The following is a 19,497-nucleotide window of genomic DNA, read 5'->3' on the forward strand; positions in this document are numbered from 1 at the left end:
TCGCGGGGTTCCGGGTGGCCAAGTCCTTTGAGCCTTGCCAACGGCGCCGCCATGACAGCCATACCCAGAACCCCTGGGCCCTCTGATCTTACGAATGACCAGAGCAACCACCCTTGAAAGGTAGGACCAGCCATGACGAAGAACCGGTTCGCGCTGACGGAAAGCCGGTCACCGCTCGACTGGTCACGTCCGATGGCCGCCGCCGACCGGGCGCTCGTCGTACTGATCGAAAACGGCGGGATAGATCTCGGCATCCCGGAGGTGGTCGACCTGCTGTTGTCGGCGGTCCCGGGCAGCGGCCTGATCCCGGACGCCGCACGGCGCGAACTGGCCGAGTACCTGCGCGCCAAGATCAAGCAGACCACGGACGTCCTGCTCGAGTCCGCCGAGCTCGCCGCGAACCGGTACAGCGATGCCCAGCCCGGCCTCTACGGCGAAGTGACGGTGCTGCGCGACGGCACCGCGTCGTACCAGGAGCTGAAGTCCACGCTGATCTCGCTCACCCAACGGTCGAGAATCATCGACGTCTACATCCTCACCCACGGCGACATCAACTACATCTCGGTGCCGGGCGGGATCGACAGCGACAAGATCCGCGCGATCCGGGCCGAGGCCGGCCGGCCACTGTCGATCCGCACGGTCTACATGATGAACTGCGAGGCGCAGACGCTGAACCAGGCCTGGCTCGACGCTGGCGCGAAGGCGGCCAGCGGCTCTCTGGGTCTGAACGTGCTGCCGGAGCCGACGATGTACTTCTTCTGGCGCAGCTGGCGCGACGGGCAGCCGTTCGAGACGGCCGCGACGTCGGCGTACCGCCGCACAGTCAACCTGATCAACCAGACCGTACGGGCCTTCGTCGCCGCGCTGCCGATTCCGGGATCTGCCTCGCTGGCCGACCAGATCGACACCGAGTCGCTGGACGCGGTCCGCAGCAGCGCACCGGTGATCCAGGGCCAGCGGACTGTCACCATCACCTCGGATGACCTCAGCTTCACCCGGTCGATCTCCAGCGGCCTGGCCACCACCGTGCTCCCCATCTCATCGTTGCCACCGGCCACCAGCGGCACGACGGTGGGCGACCAGGGTCTGCTACGACATGTGTCGGCCGAAGGGCTGGACTTCATCCGCGGCTGGGAGGCGCCGGCCTTGGTGTCCGAAGGGTTCGACCAGGCTCTGCGCGACCGGGTGGAGCTTGCCCTGCAGGCCGTCGGCCGGGTCTCCGTCCCGCTCGACCAGAATCAGGTGGACGCCCTCGTCAGTTTCGTCTGCGGGATCGGCGCCGGCCCGTTCGAACGCTCGACCCTGCTGGTCCGGCTGAACGACGGCGATCACCAGGCGGTGGTGACCGAGATGTCCAAGTGGACGAAGACCAGGCGCGACGGGCAGATCATCGAGATGGAGGATCTGGTACGCCGCCGCCAGGCCGAGGCGGAGTTCTATCTCCGAGCAGCGGGGTCTACGCCCGCACCGGCGACCGCGGCAACGCAGCAGACCTACAAGTTCGTCAGCCCGAGCCGGATGGTGCATGGACAGAGCGTGTTCTCGTACCAGCAGAACCCGCTCGTGATCGCCGGAATCGGTGTCGCCGACGCCGCGCAGATCGGGCTTGACGCGGTTGCCGTCGGACAGGCCCAGCTCTCAGCTTCGGCCGGATCGTTCACGCTCACCTACCCACAGGTCCAGCGAATGCTGACGAACGAGGCTCGGCAGCAGATGCCCGGTGCGCAGACGGCCAGGTCGGTGTACACCCGCACAGTGCTGCAGCTCGACGTCGGGCGGATCGGCACCGCGAACGCCGACGTCGAGATCGAGTGGGGAGGCAACCCGCACGGCGAGATCGACACCCCGGTCATTCGCCGCAACCTGCACACATCCAGCGACTGGTCCCGATCGTCGGCCGTCATCAACATCGTCAAGCGGGACAAGATCCCACTGCCGAACACGGACCCGCGCGCGTGGCCGATCGTCTTCACTTACGACGGCACCTACGACCCGATGGGCAACGGGCACTGGGAGTTCAACGGCGAGTTCGAGATCAACGCCTTCGGGGCAATCAAGTTCAACCTGCACGACGTCGTCTCCCGTTCGCTGGCCGACTGGGCCATCGCGGGGACGCCGGCCGACTACGTAGCCATCGGCCCCACCGTCGAGGTGCCGACGCCGGTCATCCCGGACGAACAGTCCGCCTACCTGCGCTCGCGCCTGCCCTGACGCTCACAACGAGGTGATTTTCATGTCTGCCGAGATGTCACGCGTCCTGGTTACCGGTGGGCTCGCGCTACTGACCGCGTTCATCCTCGCCCTCATCAACAACTGGATAAGTGCTCGTGCGGGCGTCGACGAGAATCTGCGCAGCCAACGACTCGCGGCCTATCCGGAGCTCTGGAAAGAAACGGGTGCGGTGTCACGATGGCCGCGCACCGAGCCGACCCGCCTCGCCCTCGAGGGACTACACCGGTCGTATCGCTCCTGGTACTACTCGAACGGTGGGCTCTTCATGTCGGAGCAGGCGCGGGCCCGGTACGGCGACGTTCAGGAGCTGCTCGCAGCCCTCCTCCACCACAGTCCCTCCGGCCCCACTGATCGCCTTGTCGAGAACGCATACACCGATCTGATGGAGACCACGAGCGCTCTGCGCACAGCACTGACCCAGGATCTGGACGCGCGTCAACGACGGACACCGCTGACTGTTTGGCAGCGATCCCGCTGGCACAGGGACGCCACCAAGAAGGCGGAGGCACGGATGAACCGAGCCCTCCGCCCCAAGTCCGCGTTCGTCATCTCCCCGGTCCAGCACGTTTGAACCGTCGGGGATGCGCAGCATCGTCCGAGCGGCGCGGGTGCTCCTGCCACCCGCACCGCTCTGGGCCACGTAGTCCGTCATACCGCCGCTCAAAGGCCAACCCCACCGCCTCACTTCGAGGCCCCTGCAGCTCTTCCTGAGCATGCCGTCGTCGAGTGCAGGGTCGTCCTGGTCGCGGATGTCAGCCGCCAGCGGCCCGAAGTGAATCGAGTCGCCGCAGTGATTGCATTCCATGTAGGCGCTGGCCTCGTCGTTGAGCCGGAGGTAGTCAGCGCCGCTCAGAGTCGAGGCTTGGCCACAGCTGTCGCAACGCATGCGGAAGTCGTAGCCGAAGGTGATCTGCCGCTCGACGAACCCAGCCTTTGGAACTCGCATAACGGCACGCTACGTGCATCCGGACGGTTCTTGGCGGCCACAGAGTCGATGCACCCTGGTGCTCACCCGTGATCTACCAGCGCATGTCGAGGGCGTCGAGTTCGGCCCATCGTTCGGGGGTGAGTTTGGTGGCGCGGCGGCGGTTGTTGTCCATGAACGAGCCCAGCCGGATCTGCTCGCCGTCGACGGTTTCCACGTGCTTGCGGGGCACTCGTAGGTGGCCTTCGCGGGTGTGGAACTGTCGGGCGGCGGCGAGGTGTGTGGCCCACCGGTCGGCCTGGGTCCGGCGTGTGGGCTGTTGCTCTGCTTCGTCTGTGGGTTCTAGTCCCAGTGCGCTGTCCAGGAGCCACTGTTGGGCGGGCAGCAGTTTGTCCCAGCCGAGGCGTTGAGCGGCTGCCCATGCTCCGAGGTCCTCGCCTTGGACGATCACCTCGCCCGCACGCAGCGGGAGCGCATCGCCGGCCTGCACGTGGGCGAGGGCGAGACGGAAGGCGCGCTGCCATCCGATCTCCCATACCGGGCACCATCCCGGATCGATCGCCTCCAGCGCCTCCATACGGCTCTGTGGCAGTTCCCCGGCGCTGGGCACGGTCTCGCCCGCCGCCCGTCGTTCGGCGTTCTGAAGAGCCCTACGGGCCGCTGCCTGTCACGACCAGCAGTAGGTGCGGCTTACGTCGGCTATTTGAGGGCCTCTGACCTGCGGCATCTCTACTAGAGCCGGACAGCTTTCTGGTGCTTCTGACCTGCTGCTTCTCTGATTTGGAGCCCTCTGAGCTGGTGCACCGCAACTTGGCCCGGACACACATCAAGTGCTCTCGAACGCGGTATGCGGCAGCGATTGGGGAGGGTTTAGGCGGCCCATTGTCGCGCCGGACAGCGGCTGCGGTGTGACCGGGAGCGGCGACCATGCCCGGCGACCGGGGTATGAGGGCTTTCGGCTCGGCCCTGCTTGCGGCGATGATCTGCTGATCATGCCGATGGCCGCACGTGTGGTGCCCCGACGCCTGGGAGATCGTTTCAGTGCCTGACCTACCTGCCCCGAGCTCGACGGGTGTCCGTATTGCCGGTGATCGCTACCAGTGGCTGGCTGCGTGGCAGGGGTGTGTCGCAGCGGTACGGGATGCGGCGCTGCGCGCGCCCAACCCAGTGGTAGCGGTCGGCGTCGAGGTCGACGACGCGGGGAACTTGGATGATGTCGTCTTGTACCGGCAGGTGCCGCCGCACACCTACATGCAGGTCAAGTACGCGGCGGACAGTTCCACCCCGGTCAACGAGGACTATCTGCTCAAGCCCAGCGATCGCGGCGGCCCGTCGATCCTGCGGAAGATGGCGCAGGCCTGGCAGCAGCTCACCAAGGACGGCGCACCGGTCGATCTCGCGTTGCTGAGCAATCGGTCCCCGGACGCCGAGGATGCGCTGGTCTCGCTGCGGGACTCCCGAACCCAGCTGCTGGTACCGAAGGCGGCGCAGCAGGGCCCGAAGTCGAAGAAGGGGCAGGCACGGACGCGGTGGGCCGACGGCGCCGGGCTGACCGAGGAGATGCTGCTGGACTTGCTGAAGGTGCTGCGCTTCGATCTGGCGCGGGACGTGATGCACCTTCATGAGCACCTGCGCATGCTGATGTTCGCAGCCGGCTTGCGGTTCGATGAGGAGGCCATGCATGCCGGCGCGGACTGGGTCGCCCGCCAAGTCGCCGATGGGCAGCGCCGGTTGTCCCTGGCGGACATCCGCGAGGCGATCCGGTCCTTGCGGCTTGCGGCGGGTTCGTCACGTGCGGTGGTGTCCATCGCTACCTTGAAGCCGGACCCGATGGCCGAGGACGCCGATTATGCGGTGGACTGGGCGGACCGCTTCGAGGGCGCATCGGCCTATCTGAAGCGGCGCCCGCTGGCCCCGGCAACCTGGGCCCAGCTGCAGGAGGACATCGAAGCCGCGCCGTATCGGATGCCGCCCGGTACCACCGCGGTTGCCGTCACCGGCAGCCTGCGTCTGGCGCCGGCGTTTGTGGTCGGTGCGGCCTTCCGCATGGTGAGCGGCGCCGACCTGGCCGTGGTCCAGCGCGGCCAGTTGTGGTCATCCGCCGAGCCTTACGAGATCCCGCTGCCGCCGGCCGTCGACGAGCACGCCCTCGGTCTCGGGCCCGACCTCGCTGTCGCCATTGCGGTCGCCACCGACCCTGCTCAGGATGTGCTGGACTTCCTGGCTGAGCAGCAGATCCCTGTCTCCCGGCTGCTGGTGCTGCGTCCGCCCGGCGGGGCCAAGGACAACTCCATCGCGGATGCCGCAACGGCCAACGCGCTCGCCGTCGGCATCCGGGAACACCTCCGCCGTGCCTGCCGCGCTCATCCTGCGATCCATCTCTTCCAGGCCGGCCCCATGGGCCTGTCCCTGCTGCTGGGCAACCGGTGGAACCGGCTGCGCCCGACCACCGTGTACGAGGACGTCAACGCGCACCAGGTGTACGAGAAGGCGTTCGTCATCGACGCATGAGGACCCGGCAGGCCACTACGATCCCGCTGCCGACGGCGGAGCCGCGCCCCGTGCCAGCCGCAAGTCGTGGTGGACCAGAGTGAGGCGGTCGCGGGCCGTCAGCCAGCCCAGCGCGACAGCGATCGGCAGCGGGCCGTGGAAGAACAGCAGCCCCTCCACCGCGGTGGCGCCGCCGAGCCGCTGCGCCCACTCCTGCCGCGCAGCCTGCCAGCACTCCCAGACATACGTGGTCACCGCGGCGTAGACACCGGAATCGTCGGGCAGGTACGCGTTGCCGGTGTCGATGACGAGATAGGCGCCGCACGGGCCGTCCGTGCCGCCGGGACCTACGGGTGGGAGGCGGTAGCCGGTGTGGTGCCCCGGCCCGTAGGAATCCTGCCCGGTCACCGCCACGTGGCGTGCGTCATCGATCATGGAGCCGGCCGACGCCAGACGCACGATCAGCGCGATCCGGTGACGTTGCTGTCCGGCTGCGGCGGGGATCTCCACGAGCTGCGGATGGCCGCGCGTGGGGGCCTCCACAAGCCCGGTCATCTGCGCGCGCTGCCGGTCAGTGAGCGCAGCACGCAGCGAGCTGCCGAGGTCGACTCCAGGGACCACAGAGCGCCTGGCCTGCTGCGACAGGTGCATCACGGCGAGCGACAGCTGTGCATCGTCGGCCAGGCGCCGGCCCAGAAGGAACCCGTCCTGCAGATGAGCGAGCACGTACAGCGCGACCTCGGGCTCCGCTCTGCCGGCCGCTCGCAACTCCTCAACCTGTGCATCGATGAGCCTGGCCACGAAGTCGGCGACGTCCGAACGGCCTTGCCCAGAGCGCTCGCCGGGCCACAGGACCGCGCGATCGATGACCAGCGTCGCACTGTGCGCGGTGCGGGAAGCGTTCTTCAGCGCCACCACCCGCGAGGCCTGCGTGCGGTCCACCGGGTACAGGCTGACCACCACGCCGAGCCCACGGGGGCGCTGCAGCACCCACCCCGCCAGCACCAGGACGAGAGCGCCGGCGAAGACCACGACAAACACCCACTGCCGCTTGGTCCACTGCTCCAGGATGCTCGGTACGACACCGAGTGCGACGGCCGTGGAGGTCGCCATCAACACGGTGCCGCCGCCTTCCCGGGAGAGCAGCAGCCGTCTCAGCTGCCCATGCCACCTCACACGTGCCTCCACCCTCCGGTCAAAGTCTCCTTCGCAGTGTCCCGCTGTGTGCCCGCAGACGCCGAAAGATGCGCGGAGTGCGTTTTCCCCGAGCCGTCCACCTCGTTCTCCTGCCGCCCGGCGAGGTGCACCGGGTCTTGGGGCCACTGACCAGACCCTGGCGGGCTCCTCAGTGTGAGGCGGCAGCCCCGAGAGCGCCTCCCACCTGCACAAAGTACGCGGATCCGATACGCGTGAACGCCGCCGCAAATGATCAGCTAGTCCTGGTGCAGGAAGGTTTGTCAGTGGCGGGTTTTACGGTGGTGAGCGAGCAGCCATAGATGCCTGTTTGTGGCCGCCGCGCCCCCACCCGGGAGCCGGCGGCCGCGGCGTGCACCCGGGCTGGACGACGCGCCCGAGGAGGCACACCGCATGGGGATCGACGAGGCATTCGACGCGTTCCAGAAGACCGTCAACGAAGACATAGACAAGACCAGACTGGCCCGCGAGCGCAGAGACCTGTTCAAAACCGCGCTGCTGAGCGAACCGGACATCCTGGAGACGTTCGGCTCGGGCTCCCTGAGCCGCAGCACGCAGCTCAGGCCCATCCACGACGTCGACGTCGTGATCGTCTACGACCCGGACGAGCACCCCGAGTGGGGAAACGACGGCCCGAGCGCGCAGGACGCCCTCGAGCACATCCGCACCCAGGTCAACCGGCTGCTGAGCCAGACCAACGGCACCCACGCCAACGAGGTCCGGCACACTCTCCTGCGCAATCACGCAGTCAAGTGCTTCCTGGACGACCCCGAGGACCCGGAGGCCTTCACCGTTGACGTCATGGCCGCCCTGCGCCAGGAGGACGGCTCGCTGCTCATTCCCGAGAAACTGAACACCCGGTGGGTACCGGCCAACCCGGAGTACCTCATCGAGCAGGTTGCCGATCACCAGCGTGACTGGTCGCACTTCCGGCCCCTGGTCAGGGTCCTCAAGCAGTGGCGGCTCACCGCCCCGGTCCAGGGGCGCATCAAGTCTCTCGTCATGGAGGTCCTCGCCCTCAACTGCATGCCCAGGTCCGGCAACCGGTCCCAGGCGCTGAAGACGTTCTTCACTGCAGCCGCGGTCCGCGTCAACGAGGGCGTGTGGGACCCGGCCGACCTGTGCGGCGAGATCCAGCCCGACCTGGACCGCACGGGTCTGTCCGCAGCGTTCACCAACGCCGCGGACCTCGCGGAGCAGGCCTGTGCGGCGGCAGCCGAAGGCGATACCGACGAGGCACGGCGACTGTGGCAGGACATCTTCGGCGACGACTTCCCGGCTCCCGCCGCTCCGGCCAAGTCCGCCTCGCTGATCACCGGCGCGCCCGCGCTCATCACGCCCCGCCCGATCAAGGACGCACCCCAGGGATGACGACCGCAGCCACCCGCCCTCCCATCACGTGGCGGGAACACGAACCACGCCGACTGCGCCGAGACCGCGAAGAAATCCCTGCCCGGTTCCCCCAGCTAGTCTGGAACGACGAAGGAGCGGGAGGGTGGGAGGGCACGCTGCCGCGTTGGCCCTTCGACCGGCCCGAACCGGCCCACCTCACCAGCTGGATCGGCGAGAGCGGCCTCCTGCTGCGCCTGGAATACAGCCAGGCCTACCCCATGGTGGCGCCCCGGCTCGTCCCCCTCGACCCGCTGCCCGAACCGTTTGAATGGACCCAGCACCGCTGGCACGTCAACGGCGACGCCAGCCTGTGCCTCCTGCGCGACGACGTATGGACGGGCCGCGAGTCCGTTGTCGATCTGCTGCTGAAGGCCGCCGGCTGGCGGATCGAGTACGCTCTGATGAAACACCAGATGATCGAGCAGATGACCGGCAGCGGCATCGTCACCGACCACAGCCTCGACCACTTCCTGGCCCAGCCCCCGCCACCCGAGGACACCACTGGCCACCCTGAACTGGACACCGGCGGGCAGGACGGTCCCGCGTGCTGATCCTCATCCCACAGGACGCCGCGACCACACTCCGCGCCTCGAGTGCGTGGGGCCGACTGTCGTTGCGTATCAGCCAGCCGGACGACCTAGCTGTGGTGGGCGGCATCTCCGAGGGCGGCGGCTCCATCATTTCGGTCGACCCGCCGCCGCCCGCCCCCCGCCTGCTCGCCAGCTGCGACTCCCGTCCTACCGGCTACTGGTACCAGGCCAAGAGCGAACTGCACGCGCTCTGGTACCTCCTGCAGGTACGGCGTGGCACGTCCATGAAGCTGGACGTGTTCAAGGACTCCGTGCCCAGCGGTTTCAAGACGCCGGGCGACGGCGGCTACGTGGCCATCACCCACGCCCCCGGCGTGAAGGACGCCTTTCCCGAAAGCGGTCTGCCCGACCTCGTCGCCTGGCACGTCACCCGTGCGGGCTTCCAGCCCCTCGAGGCGTCGGCCGAGCCCGAAACCACCGGGATCCAACAGCTCAACGACGACTGGCCCGTAGAGGAACTGCAGAACACGCGGATCATGCTGATCGGAGCGGGGAGCATCGGCTCGGCCACCGCGCACGCACTCGCCGGCTACGGCGTCGGCCATCTCACCCTCATCGACCCCGACCGGCTCGACTGGCACAACCTCGTCCGGCACACCAGCGCCCGCAAACACATCGGTCGACACAAAGTCACCGCCCTTGCCGAGGAACTCGCCTCCCTGCGCCCCGACACCGCGGTCACCCCCCTGCCCCTGGACGTCATCGAACACGCCGACCACATCCGGGCCCTCCTCGCGGACACCCACCTCGTTGTGTGCACGGCAGACGGGGTGGCCCCGCGCCGTGTCACCGGACACTTGGCCCGCCGCGCAGGCCTCACCGCAGTCCTCGCGTGCGTCCTGCAGGACGGTGCCCTCGGCGAGATCCTGCGACTGCGCCCCTGGCGCCGGCACGGCTGCCTCACCTGCCGACGCCAGAGCCTCACCGAGGCAGGCGGCCTCGACCCCGAGCCTGCCCTGGACGCCGGGTACGGCACCGGCACCCGCCACCGGCCGATGACCGCCGTCGGCTCCGACCTTCACTTGGTCGCCCAGCTCGCGGCCAAAACCGCCGTCGCCACCGTCCTCGAACGCGCCGGACATCCCGACCAGCGACTGCCGGGAGAGCATGCCCTGCTCGGCCTGCGCCGCCAGCCCGACTGGGCCCCGCCCTTCAACCTCGGCCACACCGCCGAGCTGCGCTGGCTTCCCGCCACACCACCGAGATCCGGCTGCCCCACCTGCGAAGCACCATGACCCAGCAGCCCGTCACCACCGTGCACCTCACCGTCCCGGCCGCCCGGATCATCACCACCGAACTGCGTACGGCTGACCACACCACGGAAACCGGAGGCATCCTGCTGGGACGCCACACCCACGACACCGTCACCGTCCACCACGCCGGAACCCCCGGCCCCGCCGCCGTACGTACACCCACCTACTTCCTCCGCGACCTGGCACACGCCCAGGCACTGGCCGACGAGGCGTTCGCGAGCGACGCCAGTGTCTGGGTCGGCGAGTGGCACACCCACCCCACCAGCCGCCCCGTCCCCAGCGCTCGCGACGCCGCCACTTACAGGCAACTTCTCGACGACCCGGAACTGGGCTTCCACAGCGTCATCGCGGTGATCCTCGCTCCCTGCGAACACCACTGGGCCTGCGAGGCCTGGGCAGCCCGGCACGGTCGGATCACGCCGGTGGAGCTGCGGTTGGACGGACCCGTCGGATGACGCCATGGAGGGGCCACGCCGCTAAACCGGGCGGCGCACTACGTCACCCCGCACGATCAGGATTTTGTGGGCGGACCAGTTGGCGTGGCAGGTGTCGCAGACCGTTTTGATCCATCCTCCGGGGGCGTCGTTGCGTGAGCGTGGTCGGCCGACTGCCCCACAGAATTCGCACGTAGCAGCCGCCTCCGTGACAGATGCCGCCACCAACGCCCTCACCTTCTCGGGCACAGCGCCTGCTCGCCGGTGGTGACATGGATGCGCAAGCCGCCGAGCTTCTCCGTCACTTCGGTGACCCGGTAACCGGGCACGTCCACGGTGAGCTGCGCGTGCAGGCGTTCCAAAAGGGGATGCCAGCCCGGTCCGACGGCACGCAGCCGTGCGGGGATCTGAGCTCCGGCCGCAGCGGACCGGTTCCCTTCGTTGTTCATGCGGGCATCGTCCCTCAGACGCCTGCCCTTTGACGGACCGTGACCTCAAGCGAGCGGTACGGCAGGCCGACTCGGCAGAGTCAGCCCGCCCCGGACCACTGACGCCCGGCGAGGTCCCCGTTCATGGTGGCGACGAGATCTGCCAGGTACTGCTCGGCATCCTGGCGGGTTCGCGGGGCGAGGTCGGCCAGCCCGCTGCGCAGCATGCTCCCGACCCGCTCCACGAGCGGCTTGTCCTGCGGCTGTGCGCACCGGACCGTGGACTGTCGCCGCGGCACGTCAGCGTAGGCGACAAGACGTGCCGCGGAGATGCGCAACGGATCGCTGTCCACGCTGGACAGCAGCGCCAGCTGGGGGCTGCCGCCGGTCGGTACGGTGATGACGTCCGATTCCTGCATGGTCGAAGTACCTTCCTGCGTGGCTGCTGCGGCTGCCTGGGCAGTCCCGCTGCTTCGGCGCCGGCGCTGTAGGGGTGCTCGGAGAGGGATTCGGGCCGCCGTTGGCGCGCCTGTACCGGCGCTGGGTCAGTCGTTGTCGGGGTCGTTGCGGCCGACGATCATGTTGTCGAGGGCTTCTTGGGTGATGGCTTCTGTTCCGTCTTCGATGACTTCCTGGGAGGTCTGGCAGATGAGCTGGTCGAGGGTGTCCATGTAGCCGTGGGTGCGCTCATGGAGTTCTTCGTCGAGTTCCAGCAGGGCGCCGGGCTGGTGGTTGTAGAGCCGGAGGTTGTCGTCGTAGCTCTGCAGCACGGTGCGCCATCCCCCTTCCTGCCCTTTTCGGAAGGGGATGGGGCTGATCCGCATGACGGGCTGACTGCTGCGGAACTGCTCGGAGGTGCGGGGGCGTTCGCTGCGGCGGCGGTTGTGGAGGCCTTCGTTGACGATGTCGGTGGCGCCGCGACCGCTGTAGATGACGGAGACGCGCAGGCGGGCCTGGAGACAGTCGAAGTAGTCGAAGGCGGCGGCCAGGTCGCTGTCGTGGATGCGGTCGACGCCGTCGATGAGGATCAGGGAGGTACGGCTTTCCCGCATGGCGTGCACGACCGGTTCGGTCATGTCGGTGCTGCGGTAGGTCCGCTTGTCGATGTTGATGGTGTGGTCCATGCCGAAGAAGTCCGCGAAGGGCAGGGACCAGTCCATGTTGCTCTCGTGGCGCGGCGGGACGTTGATGTAGACCACGGGGGTCCACTCATCGTCCGGCCGGCGTTCGGTCTCCAGCACTCCCTGGTAGGCGCGACCGATCTGGAGCAGCAGCGTGGTCTTGCCGGCACATCCGTCGACGATCATGCTCATGCGTTTGCCGGTGGGGCGGAACCGGTTGGTGCGCAGAGTGCGCCGCGCGTCCTTCAGTCCCTGGGTCACGTCGGGAGTGCTGACGGGGATCATCTCCCCGTGATAGATCATCCGCGGGTCGGTGTCGGTGACCTCTGTGCCCTGGGGGGCGCAGTCCTGCAGATCCGGAGGCTCGAGTTTGCGGTGCACGAAGTCCATGAACCCCTCCCGCACCGTGAGCAGTTCGGGATCCAGCGGCGCCCACCGCGCAGCGAGAGCTGCGGGGGCGGCTGATTTCGGGGCGGTGCGCGCAGCGTCCATCACGTCTCCTGCGGGTCTTGGCTGGGCGGTGGCGAGTCCTGGTCGGGCCACGGCGGCTTCTCGGGCGGATCCGATGCCAGCTCCCGGAAAATGTCGCTGGCTGATCCGCCCAGGCTCTGTCCTCCCGCAGAGGCGGGACGGCGCCGCGGCGGCCGCGCCTGGACCGGCGACGCAGGCGGGGCGGCACCTTCGGGCGCAGTGGGCGCCAGCGCGGCACGGCGGCCGGGGAAGAGGTCCTTGGCATCGACGTTGAGGGACGGTGCGGGCGTCACGCTGCCGGGTTCGGCCCGGGTGATCCCCGCATACGGGTTGACCGGTGTTTCGGCGATCTCCAGGGGCTGCGGAACGAACGCGGCCACCGGCTTGGCAGAGGTGGAGGTGGGGGAGGGGCCGCGCCGTGCGCGGGCCAGGAGATCGTCCACGGCCCGGGCGATTTCTTCCTCGCTGCCTTCCCGGCCGAGGAGACCGGCGACGAGGTCGGCGGCCTTTTCCCACAGGTACTGGGTCCAGGCGTCGTGGATCAGGTGCTGGTACTTGAAGTCGAAGGCCACCCACGGGCTGTGGGCGGGGTCGTTCTCGACCGTGTGGTCGTATAGCCATACCCGGCTGGGCTCGTAGGGGTTGTAGTAGACCGGCCAGCGCTGGCCCTGTCCCTTGATGCCGGTGTGGCGGTTCTTGAACTCCCGGATGCGGTGGCTGACATACGTACGGTTGCCGATCTTGATGCCGTCGCGGGTGACGGTCCGCTTCGTTTGGAGGAGCAGCTTGCGGCTCTCATCCGGTGTGACGGGCCGCGGTACGGCGCCTTCCATGGCCACCGCCGCCGCATACATCTGGTTCGGGGTGAGGATCAGAGAAGGCAGGAAGGGGGAGCGCAGTCCTTCGTGTTGCCGCTGCTGCCACTCGGTGACCACCCACTCGTGCCACATGTCCTGCAGCTTGTTCAGCGGCCAGAGCCGTTCTTCTTCGACGTCCTTGCCGCGCGTGGCCAGCTTGTTGCCGGTGTAGCCGGCGACGAACTGGGAGAACATGCTCTTGACCGAGGCGTTGGTGCGTTCGATGACCGCCTTGTCGGTGGGGGTGCGCTCGCGGGCGGACTCCACCTCGATGCCCAGCATGCTGCACGCGTCCCTGAAGTGCCGGGCTTTGAAGATCTTGGCGTTGTCGACGACCACCGTCTTCGGGCGGATGACCGGCCGGGCCGCTGCGCCGGCCATCCGCGGATCGCCGGCCAGCATGTGTGCGTAGGGCAGGTCGGAGTGGGCGGCCAGCGTCTGTGGCGACCAGCCGGGGCGCGCCGCGAGCGGCGCCATGGCCTGGCCCAGCAGCAGTGCGGCATCCAGCGACTTGGTGCTGCGGCCGCCGCGGCGCCGGCTGCCCGGCCCTTTCTTCCGGCCCGAAGACTTGGGCACGATCATTCCGGCGATGAAGCTGCGGCTCAGGATGTCGAGGGCGTAGGTCAGCTCAGCTGCCACGGGACGCCCGTCGTCGCCGAGCGCCAGGACGTCCAGCCCGGTGCCGTCGATCTCCACGCGTTCGCCCAGCAACGACACCGGCGCCGGATGGTAGGGAGGCTCGGGTGGGGTGGTGGCGTCACTGCCCTGCCCGGGCGCGGCCTCCAGCGACTCCTTCGAGATTCCCAGCCGCTTGAGCAGGTCGTAGAAGGTGGTGCGGGCCGGCATCAGGGCGCGGTACTCGTCCGGGTGCGCGCGGCGCAGCGCCGTGCGCACCCGTTTGTACAGCCGGGAGAAGGTGCCCGCCGACGTGCCGCGCTGGGCTTTGTCCTCCTGGCGGATCAGCGCCACCACCCGCTCGTCGACGTTCCCGTAGACGGTGCTCGTGCGCAGCCACCGCTTGTCGACCAGGCCGAGCAGCCCGTGTGCTTTGTAGGCCAGGCATTTGCGCTGCACGGTGGCGACCGACCCGGTCAGACCGGCCGCCTTCAGCTCGGTTGCTTTGAGGGCGTAGCGGGAGGTGCGGGTGGTGGTCGCGGGATCGTAGCCGTGCCGCGGGGTGAAGGCGCCGTTGCGGGCGCCGACAGGGCGGCCGGTCAGCACCTCCCGGACATGCTTCTCCCAGCAGCGCACGTGCTCCAGCTGTTCTTTGTCCAGCCGGTCCAGCACGGACAGGTCCGGCACCGCTTCCGGCTCCTGCGGCGTCCCGTCGGCCTTCAGCACGGCGAAGTCCGGGGCGGATACCAAGATGCGCACCAGCACCAGCGCGTCCTGGCCGCCGTCATCCATCGCCGCCAGGTGCACGTTGGCACCCTGCAAGGCGCCCACCAGATAGCGGCCGCGCTTCCAGCGGACCGTCATCCCCGGCCGCAGCGTCCCGGCCGGCTCGTCCGGGGCGTCGACCGGGGCGTCGACCGGCAGGGAGAGGACGGCGCTCATACTGCTGCTCCGGCCGCCCACACCGTGCTGTCGGGGGTCAGCGGCTCATCCCAGTGCGTCGTTAGATCCTGTGCCCACAGCAAGTTCCAGCTGCTGGCACGGCCCCGCCCGGGGGGAAGATCCACAGCATCGGCACCCCTGCTCAACGGCAGGGGCCGGGCGAATGCCTGCAGCAGGACGGCCCTGGCGTTCTCGTCGGCGAACTCGTCGTGACGGAACTGCGAGACGATGTACACATTTGCGGCGCAGCTGGCCGCCCGGGGCGCGGGCGACATCCACCTGCCATCCCGCCTGCGCGGCGGCCGCGCGGGCCACCGACCATTCCTGATCGTCCGGCTCCCTCCCGGCGGGGGAGTGCAGATAGAGGATCTGCTGCCCCTCGACGGTGCGCGCCAAGAACGCCGGGTTCACCACCCCCGCGCGCTCACCCTCGCGCCATTCGACCTGTAGCGACGGCGCAGCCAGGTAGCCGATGCGCGGATCGCGGTCGAGGAACATGGCCGCGTATGCGTGCTCCCGGGACCGGCAGCTGACCTCCTTCTTGGTGGTCGACGACCACCACTGGCGCACCTTCGACTTCCGCCCCCGGTAGGCGCGCTGCTCGTGCAGCACCGGCCATTCCTCCACCGGAAGTCCGCGCAACGCCCGTGGAGTGCTGAGGCGTTCGTGGCCCATGTCGTCGCGGTAGCGCACCTGTAAGTCCACGAGCTGCTCCCCTCGTGCCGCGCCGTGCCCTGCTGTGCGGCAGACGTCCACCAGGCTCCGGGCCTCCTCCCAGCTCATGTGACGCAGCCGCAGGAGTTCACCCGAAAGGATGCAGATGCCCTTGTTCCCTTGACGGTGATTCCCTGCTGCCGGAGATCCACCGGGCCTCTGCTCAGCCGAGGCGAAAGCAGCCGTACGAGGCGCGGATGACTACAGAAACAGCCGGTCCATCGAGTTGGGCATGCGCACCCACGGCAGGCATGTCAGCTCCTCCACCGGCGCCAACGGGGAGGGCAGGGCATGACCTGTCACCCTTCGCACTACGGTGCTTGAGGGCACGTCTCCGCTGCAAAGCTGCGGAATGCCCTGCTTGAGCGGCCGGTGCTGGCGGTGCCAGACGGTCAGCGGCTCGATAAACCGGTAGCCGTGCCGACTCGTTGTCCGCGGCAGCCAGTCCTGGTACTCGGTGCTGCCCAGTACGCCGTTCAGGCGGCGCACCTCGAGCCAGGCCAGGTCCCGGGTCAGCAGGGAAAGCCGGCTGAACTGCGCCAGCGGCCGCACCCGCTGCTCGCCCAGCTCCGCCGCGAGGACACCCCACTGCCTGGTCTGTGCCGGATCCTCGAGATATCCGGAGCGTACGAGGATGGAACAGGCGTCCGCGAACACCCACCGTCCGGCCGGGCCCAGGCGTTTGCGAATCCGGTTCAGGCGCTGCTGCGCGCGCACGACCTCCGCGAGCTCGCTGAGATCGATGTAAGGGTGATTGGTGCTGCGGGAGTTGTCCGTCCAGCGCTGGTGGCGCAGGCACACCTGCCAGGGGTCGGGAAGGATCAGCCAGGCGGGCGAGCGGGTGCCGCGGCGCGCCGCACACAGGGAGCAGGCCTGCACGATGTAGCCGGCCCGCGCGTCCCAGGGCCATTCCCAGTCGTCTTTGGCGGTCTTGGGCATGAGGAATTCGTCGCGCAGCCCGATCAGCCGCTCCTGCATCTCGGCGACGGTGTGACCGGCCAGGGTGGCCAGCCGCTCGCGCGCGTAGCGGCTGACGTACATCTCGGTGTACTGGGGATCGACCGGCACCGGGCCGGTGCCCATGCTCCGCAGTACCTCTTGCGCAGGGCGGTTGTTGCGGGCAGCCAGCCGCGTCACGTACGAGCCGGTGGACTCACCCTGCAGAAACCGCAGCCGCAGGTGTATCCGGCGCCGCCCGAGCCATTCGTCTCGCTGCTCCGCCACGACGGCGCTCCTTCCGGGATGTCCGGCTGCGGCTTCATCTAACTCCCGCCGCCCCCAGGCAGGCAGCCCAGGCTGACGAAACGGTCCCACCTGGCGCACATTCGGTCCCCGAGGCGACCTCTTGCGCACGCGCGAAGAAAAGAAAGAGCAGCTTCGGTCACTGTCGGCCGGACCCTGCGGCGAAGCTGCCAGGCTTTCCACTGCGAACAGACTGGTGAAGGTGCCTTGCGCAGTTCACGACGAGGGAGTCAGCGCGTCACATGTCCGGCCGTGTTGAGCTGCGCCCCCACCAACGAGAAGCCGTCGCTGCGGGAGTTGACGCCCTGAGCGGGACGCGGCACGCGGCCGCGACCATCATCGCCGCCTGCGGCACCGGCAAGACCCTCATCGGCAAGCGCGTCGCGGAGCACTTCGCTGAGCGCGGCCCCGTCCTCGTCCTCGTCCCGACCCTCGAACTCCTGACCCAGACCGCGGGCCGCTGGCTGGCCGACGGCGGCTTCGACCAGCTCATCGGCGTGTGCTCACTGCCTGGCGTTCACGACCGCAGCCTGCGCGGCCATCTGCTGCTCACCGGAAATGCCCGGGTGCTGGCCCGCCGTGTCGCCGAGGGAGGACGCATCGCCGTCTTCGCCACCTACACCTCCCTGCCCACCATCGCCGAGGCCCACCGCGGCGAACGGCTGCCGCCCTGGGCCTTCGCCCTGGCTGACGAAGCCCACCGCACCAGCGGCGCCTGGGACAAACGCTGGGCGCTCATCCACGACGACCACGCCATCCCGGCCGCGCACCGCCTTTACATGACCGCCACGCCCCGCAACTGGCGCACCACGCACAACCCGAAGGCGCGCACCCGGATCGAACGACTCGCCTCGATGGACGACCCCACCATCTACGGCCCCGTCGTCTACAACCTGGACCTGGCCCAGGCGATCGAACGCGGCATCCTCGCCGACTACCAGCTCATCGTGCCGGAAGTCCACGACAGCATGCTGCGCGGCATTCTCCACGACCCCCTGCCCACCCCGCATCAGGACGGGCTGCGCCTGGCCGCGATGCAGGCAGCCCTGCTGATGTCCATGGCCGAACACGACGCGCGCCGGGTGCTGTCCTTCCACGGCCGGATCGCCGCCGCCCGCGGCTTCGTCACCTCTCTGCCCGAGACCGCTGACGTGCTCGCCGACCGCACCGGCATCCGCAACCCCTGGGCGCAGGCCCTGCACTGCCACCAGGCGCCCTGGCGACGCCAGCAGATCTTCCACGAGTTCGAGCACTTCTCCGCCCACACCCCAGGGAGCACCGCCGACAGCCACGACTGCGCCGTGCTCGCCAGCGTCCGCGTGCTGAGCGAAGGCGTCGACGCCCCCGACACCGACGGCATCCTGATCGCCGATCCGCGCCGCAGCCCCAACCACATCGCCCAGAGCATCGGCCGGGCCCTGCGCAAACCCCCGGGCCAGGCCAAGTGCGCCTCCATCTTCATCCCCGTCTACATCGCACCCGGCCAGTCCACCCGACAAACCATGGAATCCTCCTCGTTCTCAGACTTCTGGCGCTTCTTCAACGGCCTCGCCGTCTACGACACCGAGGCGTACCAGCGCTTCGGCCCCTGCTTGAAAGCGCGACCACAACCCCTTGCACCTCGCCCGCACCGTGCCGGCGAGGTCACCCGCACCCTGAAGCTGCGCACCCACAAGGCCCCCAACAACGCCTTCTGGAAGGACGGCCTGCAGGCCGCCCAGGCCTTCCGCACCCGCCACCATCACCTGAACGTCCCCAGCGAACACGTCACCAGCGACGGCCTGGCCCTGGGCCAGTGGATCGGCCAGCAACGCTCCCTGTACGCCGCAGACGGCCTGCCGGCCGACCGCATCGCCGCCCTCACCAGCATGGGGCTGTCCTGGCCGCATCCCCCCGAAAGCTTCGAATACCACCTGGCCCAGATCACCGCCTGCGCCGCCCGCCACGGCACCCTCGCCCTGGGCAAAAACGCCCACGGCGGCGACCGCCGCCTGGCCGCCTGGCTGGAGACCATGCGCTGCCGTGCCGACACCGGCCAGCTCGCCCCCGCCCGCATCGCCTCCCTCAACGCCATCGACCCCTTCTGGAACCCGCCCTGGAGTTTGCGCTGGCAGTACACCTACGCGCAGATCAGACGCCGTCTGACCACCAGCACCTGGCGGTGCACCTACCACCGCCACGACAGCCGTGACTCCGCCTGGGACAGCTGGCTGGACCGGCAGATCACTCACTTCCACCTGCTCGATCCTCAGCAGAAGCACCTCCTGGCCGCCCTGGCCCGCGCCTGCCCCGACGCCCACCCCCACAGCATGCTGCTGACCCGCCCCACCAGCCTGCGCGAGCGGGCCTTCAACCGCGGCCTGCGCGCGGCCCGCCAGTACCACCAGCGCCACGGGCACCTCGACATGCCCAAGGACCACACCGAAGAGATCTTCGGCGACCAGGTCCACCTCGGTGCCTGGCTGATCCGGCGGCGCAGGGACAGCGCCCAGATGACACCTCGCCAGCACGCCGGCCTGGAGGCTCTCGGTTTCCAGACGATGCCGGTCTTCCTGCCGCCCGCACCGCCGCTTCGCGACGCGGCTGCCTGAACCAAC

At 68.8% G+C, this 19,497-nt stretch carries 16 protein-coding genes; 8 read left to right on the top strand and 8 right to left on the bottom strand.

Translation table 11 applies throughout. The features are described 5' to 3' along the window. The first annotated feature begins 132 nt into the window (after window positions 1-132). Together G6048_RS12990 and G6048_RS12995 are read left to right on the top strand one after the other, a co-directional pair. The gene (locus tag G6048_RS12990; protein ID WP_165339667.1) at window positions 133-2,211 is read left to right on the top strand and encodes a lysozyme; all 2,079 of its coding nucleotides are present in this window, start codon (window positions 133-135) and stop codon (window positions 2,209-2,211) included. Window positions 2,212-2,233: 22 nt separating this feature from the next. Further along, window positions 2,234-2,803 carry a hypothetical protein gene (locus G6048_RS12995; protein ID WP_165339668.1) on the top strand — a complete coding sequence of 190 codons (570 nt, stop codon included), beginning with the start codon at window positions 2,234-2,236 and terminating at the stop codon, window positions 2,801-2,803. Between the two features lie 448 nt (window positions 2,804-3,251). Here G6048_RS12995 and G6048_RS13000 read toward each other — a convergent pair whose 3' ends face one another. Next, window positions 3,252-3,767, bottom strand: coding sequence for a helicase associated domain-containing protein (locus G6048_RS13000; protein ID WP_328825806.1), 516 nt, complete (start codon window positions 3,765-3,767; stop codon window positions 3,252-3,254). A 431-nt stretch (window positions 3,768-4,198) separates the two neighbouring features. Here G6048_RS13000 and G6048_RS13005 point away from each other — a divergent pair, with 431 nt between their 5' ends. Then, entirely contained in the window at window positions 4,199-5,668 is a 1,470-nt protein-coding gene (locus tag G6048_RS13005) for an SAVED domain-containing protein (protein ID WP_165339669.1), read from the top strand. Window positions 5,669-5,683: 15 nt separating this feature from the next. Here G6048_RS13005 and G6048_RS13010 read toward each other — a convergent pair whose 3' ends face one another. Beyond that, window positions 5,684-6,823 carry a hypothetical protein gene (locus G6048_RS13010; RefSeq protein WP_165339670.1) on the bottom strand — a complete coding sequence of 380 codons (1,140 nt, stop codon included), beginning with the start codon at window positions 6,821-6,823 and terminating at the stop codon, window positions 5,684-5,686. A gap of 411 nt (window positions 6,824-7,234) precedes the next feature. Here G6048_RS13010 and G6048_RS13015 point away from each other — a divergent pair, with 411 nt between their 5' ends. The 4 genes from G6048_RS13015 to G6048_RS13030 are packed head-to-tail and all read left to right on the top strand — an operon-like array spanning window position 7,235 to window position 10,531. Next, complete coding sequence (locus tag G6048_RS13015) at window positions 7,235-8,212, top strand: SMODS domain-containing nucleotidyltransferase (RefSeq protein WP_165339671.1); 978 nt, start codon at window positions 7,235-7,237, stop codon at window positions 8,210-8,212. Next, the gene (locus G6048_RS49435) at window positions 8,209-8,784 is read left to right on the top strand and encodes a ubiquitin-conjugating enzyme family protein (RefSeq protein ID WP_235989652.1); all 576 of its coding nucleotides are present in this window, start codon (window positions 8,209-8,211) and stop codon (window positions 8,782-8,784) included. The genes G6048_RS13015 and G6048_RS49435 overlap by 4 nt, the downstream gene beginning before the upstream one ends. After that, window positions 8,778-10,058 carry a HesA/MoeB/ThiF family protein gene (locus G6048_RS13025; RefSeq protein ID WP_328825810.1) on the top strand — a complete coding sequence of 427 codons (1,281 nt, stop codon included), beginning with the start codon at window positions 8,778-8,780 and terminating at the stop codon, window positions 10,056-10,058. Before G6048_RS49435 ends, G6048_RS13025 begins: the two co-directional genes overlap by 7 nt. Continuing rightward, complete coding sequence (locus G6048_RS13030; protein WP_165339709.1) at window positions 10,055-10,531, top strand: Mov34/MPN/PAD-1 family protein; 477 nt, start codon at window positions 10,055-10,057, stop codon at window positions 10,529-10,531. Before G6048_RS13025 ends, G6048_RS13030 begins: the two co-directional genes overlap by 4 nt. A gap of 212 nt (window positions 10,532-10,743) precedes the next feature. On the opposite strand, the gene G6048_RS48660 is transcribed toward G6048_RS13030, so the two are convergent. From G6048_RS48660 to G6048_RS13060, 6 genes are all read right to left on the bottom strand, one after another. Next, window positions 10,744-10,959, bottom strand: a complete 216-nt coding sequence (locus G6048_RS48660) for a hypothetical protein (protein ID WP_206341539.1) — start codon at window positions 10,957-10,959, stop codon at window positions 10,744-10,746. Window positions 10,960-11,039: 80 nt separating this feature from the next. Further along, entirely contained in the window at window positions 11,040-11,357 is a 318-nt protein-coding gene (locus tag G6048_RS13040; RefSeq protein ID WP_165339672.1) for a hypothetical protein, read from the bottom strand. A gap of 126 nt (window positions 11,358-11,483) precedes the next feature. Continuing rightward, on the bottom strand, window positions 11,484-12,551 hold the full coding sequence (locus G6048_RS13045; RefSeq protein WP_165339673.1) for an ATP/GTP-binding protein: 1,068 nt from the start codon (window positions 12,549-12,551) through the stop codon (window positions 11,484-11,486). Beyond that, a complete protein-coding gene (locus tag G6048_RS13050; RefSeq protein WP_235989660.1) occupies window positions 12,551-14,944 on the bottom strand; it encodes a Mu transposase C-terminal domain-containing protein in 2,394 nt (797 codons plus the stop codon). The genes G6048_RS13045 and G6048_RS13050 overlap by 1 nt, the downstream gene beginning before the upstream one ends. 45 nt (window positions 14,945-14,989) lie before the next feature. Further along, window positions 14,990-15,649: a hypothetical protein gene (locus tag G6048_RS13055; protein WP_235989662.1), complete on the bottom strand. Its 660-nt coding sequence runs from the start codon at window positions 15,647-15,649 to the stop codon at window positions 14,990-14,992. Window positions 15,650-15,859: 210 nt separating this feature from the next. Then, window positions 15,860-16,882: a TniQ family protein gene (locus G6048_RS13060; protein ID WP_328825815.1), complete on the bottom strand. Its 1,023-nt coding sequence runs from the start codon at window positions 16,880-16,882 to the stop codon at window positions 15,860-15,862. Window positions 16,883-17,142: 260 nt separating this feature from the next. Between G6048_RS13060 and G6048_RS13065 the strand changes: the two genes are divergently transcribed. After that, entirely contained in the window at window positions 17,143-19,491 is a 2,349-nt protein-coding gene (locus G6048_RS13065) for a DEAD/DEAH box helicase (protein ID WP_165339674.1), read from the top strand. Window positions 19,492-19,497 lie beyond the last annotated feature (6 nt).

Origin of the sequence: Streptomyces ureilyticus (assembly GCF_011045025.1) — a bacterium.
GTDB lineage: Bacteria > Actinomycetota > Actinomycetes > Streptomycetales > Streptomycetaceae > Streptomyces > Streptomyces ureilyticus.

Coding starts and splice junctions, on each gene's coding strand:
- G6048_RS48660 (WP_206341539.1), bottom strand. CDS start 10,959: ATGAACAACGAAGGGAACCGGTCCGCTGCGGCCGGAGCTCAGATCCCC.
- G6048_RS12990 (WP_165339667.1), top strand. CDS start 133: ATGACGAAGAACCGGTTCGCGCTGACGGAAAGCCGGTCACCGCTCGAC.
- G6048_RS13015 (WP_165339671.1), top strand. CDS start 7,235: ATGGGGATCGACGAGGCATTCGACGCGTTCCAGAAGACCGTCAACGAA.
- G6048_RS12995 (WP_165339668.1), top strand. CDS start 2,234: ATGTCTGCCGAGATGTCACGCGTCCTGGTTACCGGTGGGCTCGCGCTA.
- G6048_RS49435 (WP_235989652.1), top strand. CDS start 8,209: ATGACGACCGCAGCCACCCGCCCTCCCATCACGTGGCGGGAACACGAA.
- G6048_RS13065 (WP_165339674.1), top strand. CDS start 17,143: ATGTCCGGCCGTGTTGAGCTGCGCCCCCACCAACGAGAAGCCGTCGCT.
- G6048_RS13030 (WP_165339709.1), top strand. CDS start 10,055: ATGACCCAGCAGCCCGTCACCACCGTGCACCTCACCGTCCCGGCCGCC.
- G6048_RS13045 (WP_165339673.1), bottom strand. CDS start 12,551: ATGGACGCTGCGCGCACCGCCCCGAAATCAGCCGCCCCCGCAGCTCTC.
- G6048_RS13050 (WP_235989660.1), bottom strand. CDS start 14,944: ATGAGCGCCGTCCTCTCCCTGCCGGTCGACGCCCCGGTCGACGCCCCG.
- G6048_RS13040 (WP_165339672.1), bottom strand. CDS start 11,357: ATGCAGGAATCGGACGTCATCACCGTACCGACCGGCGGCAGCCCCCAG.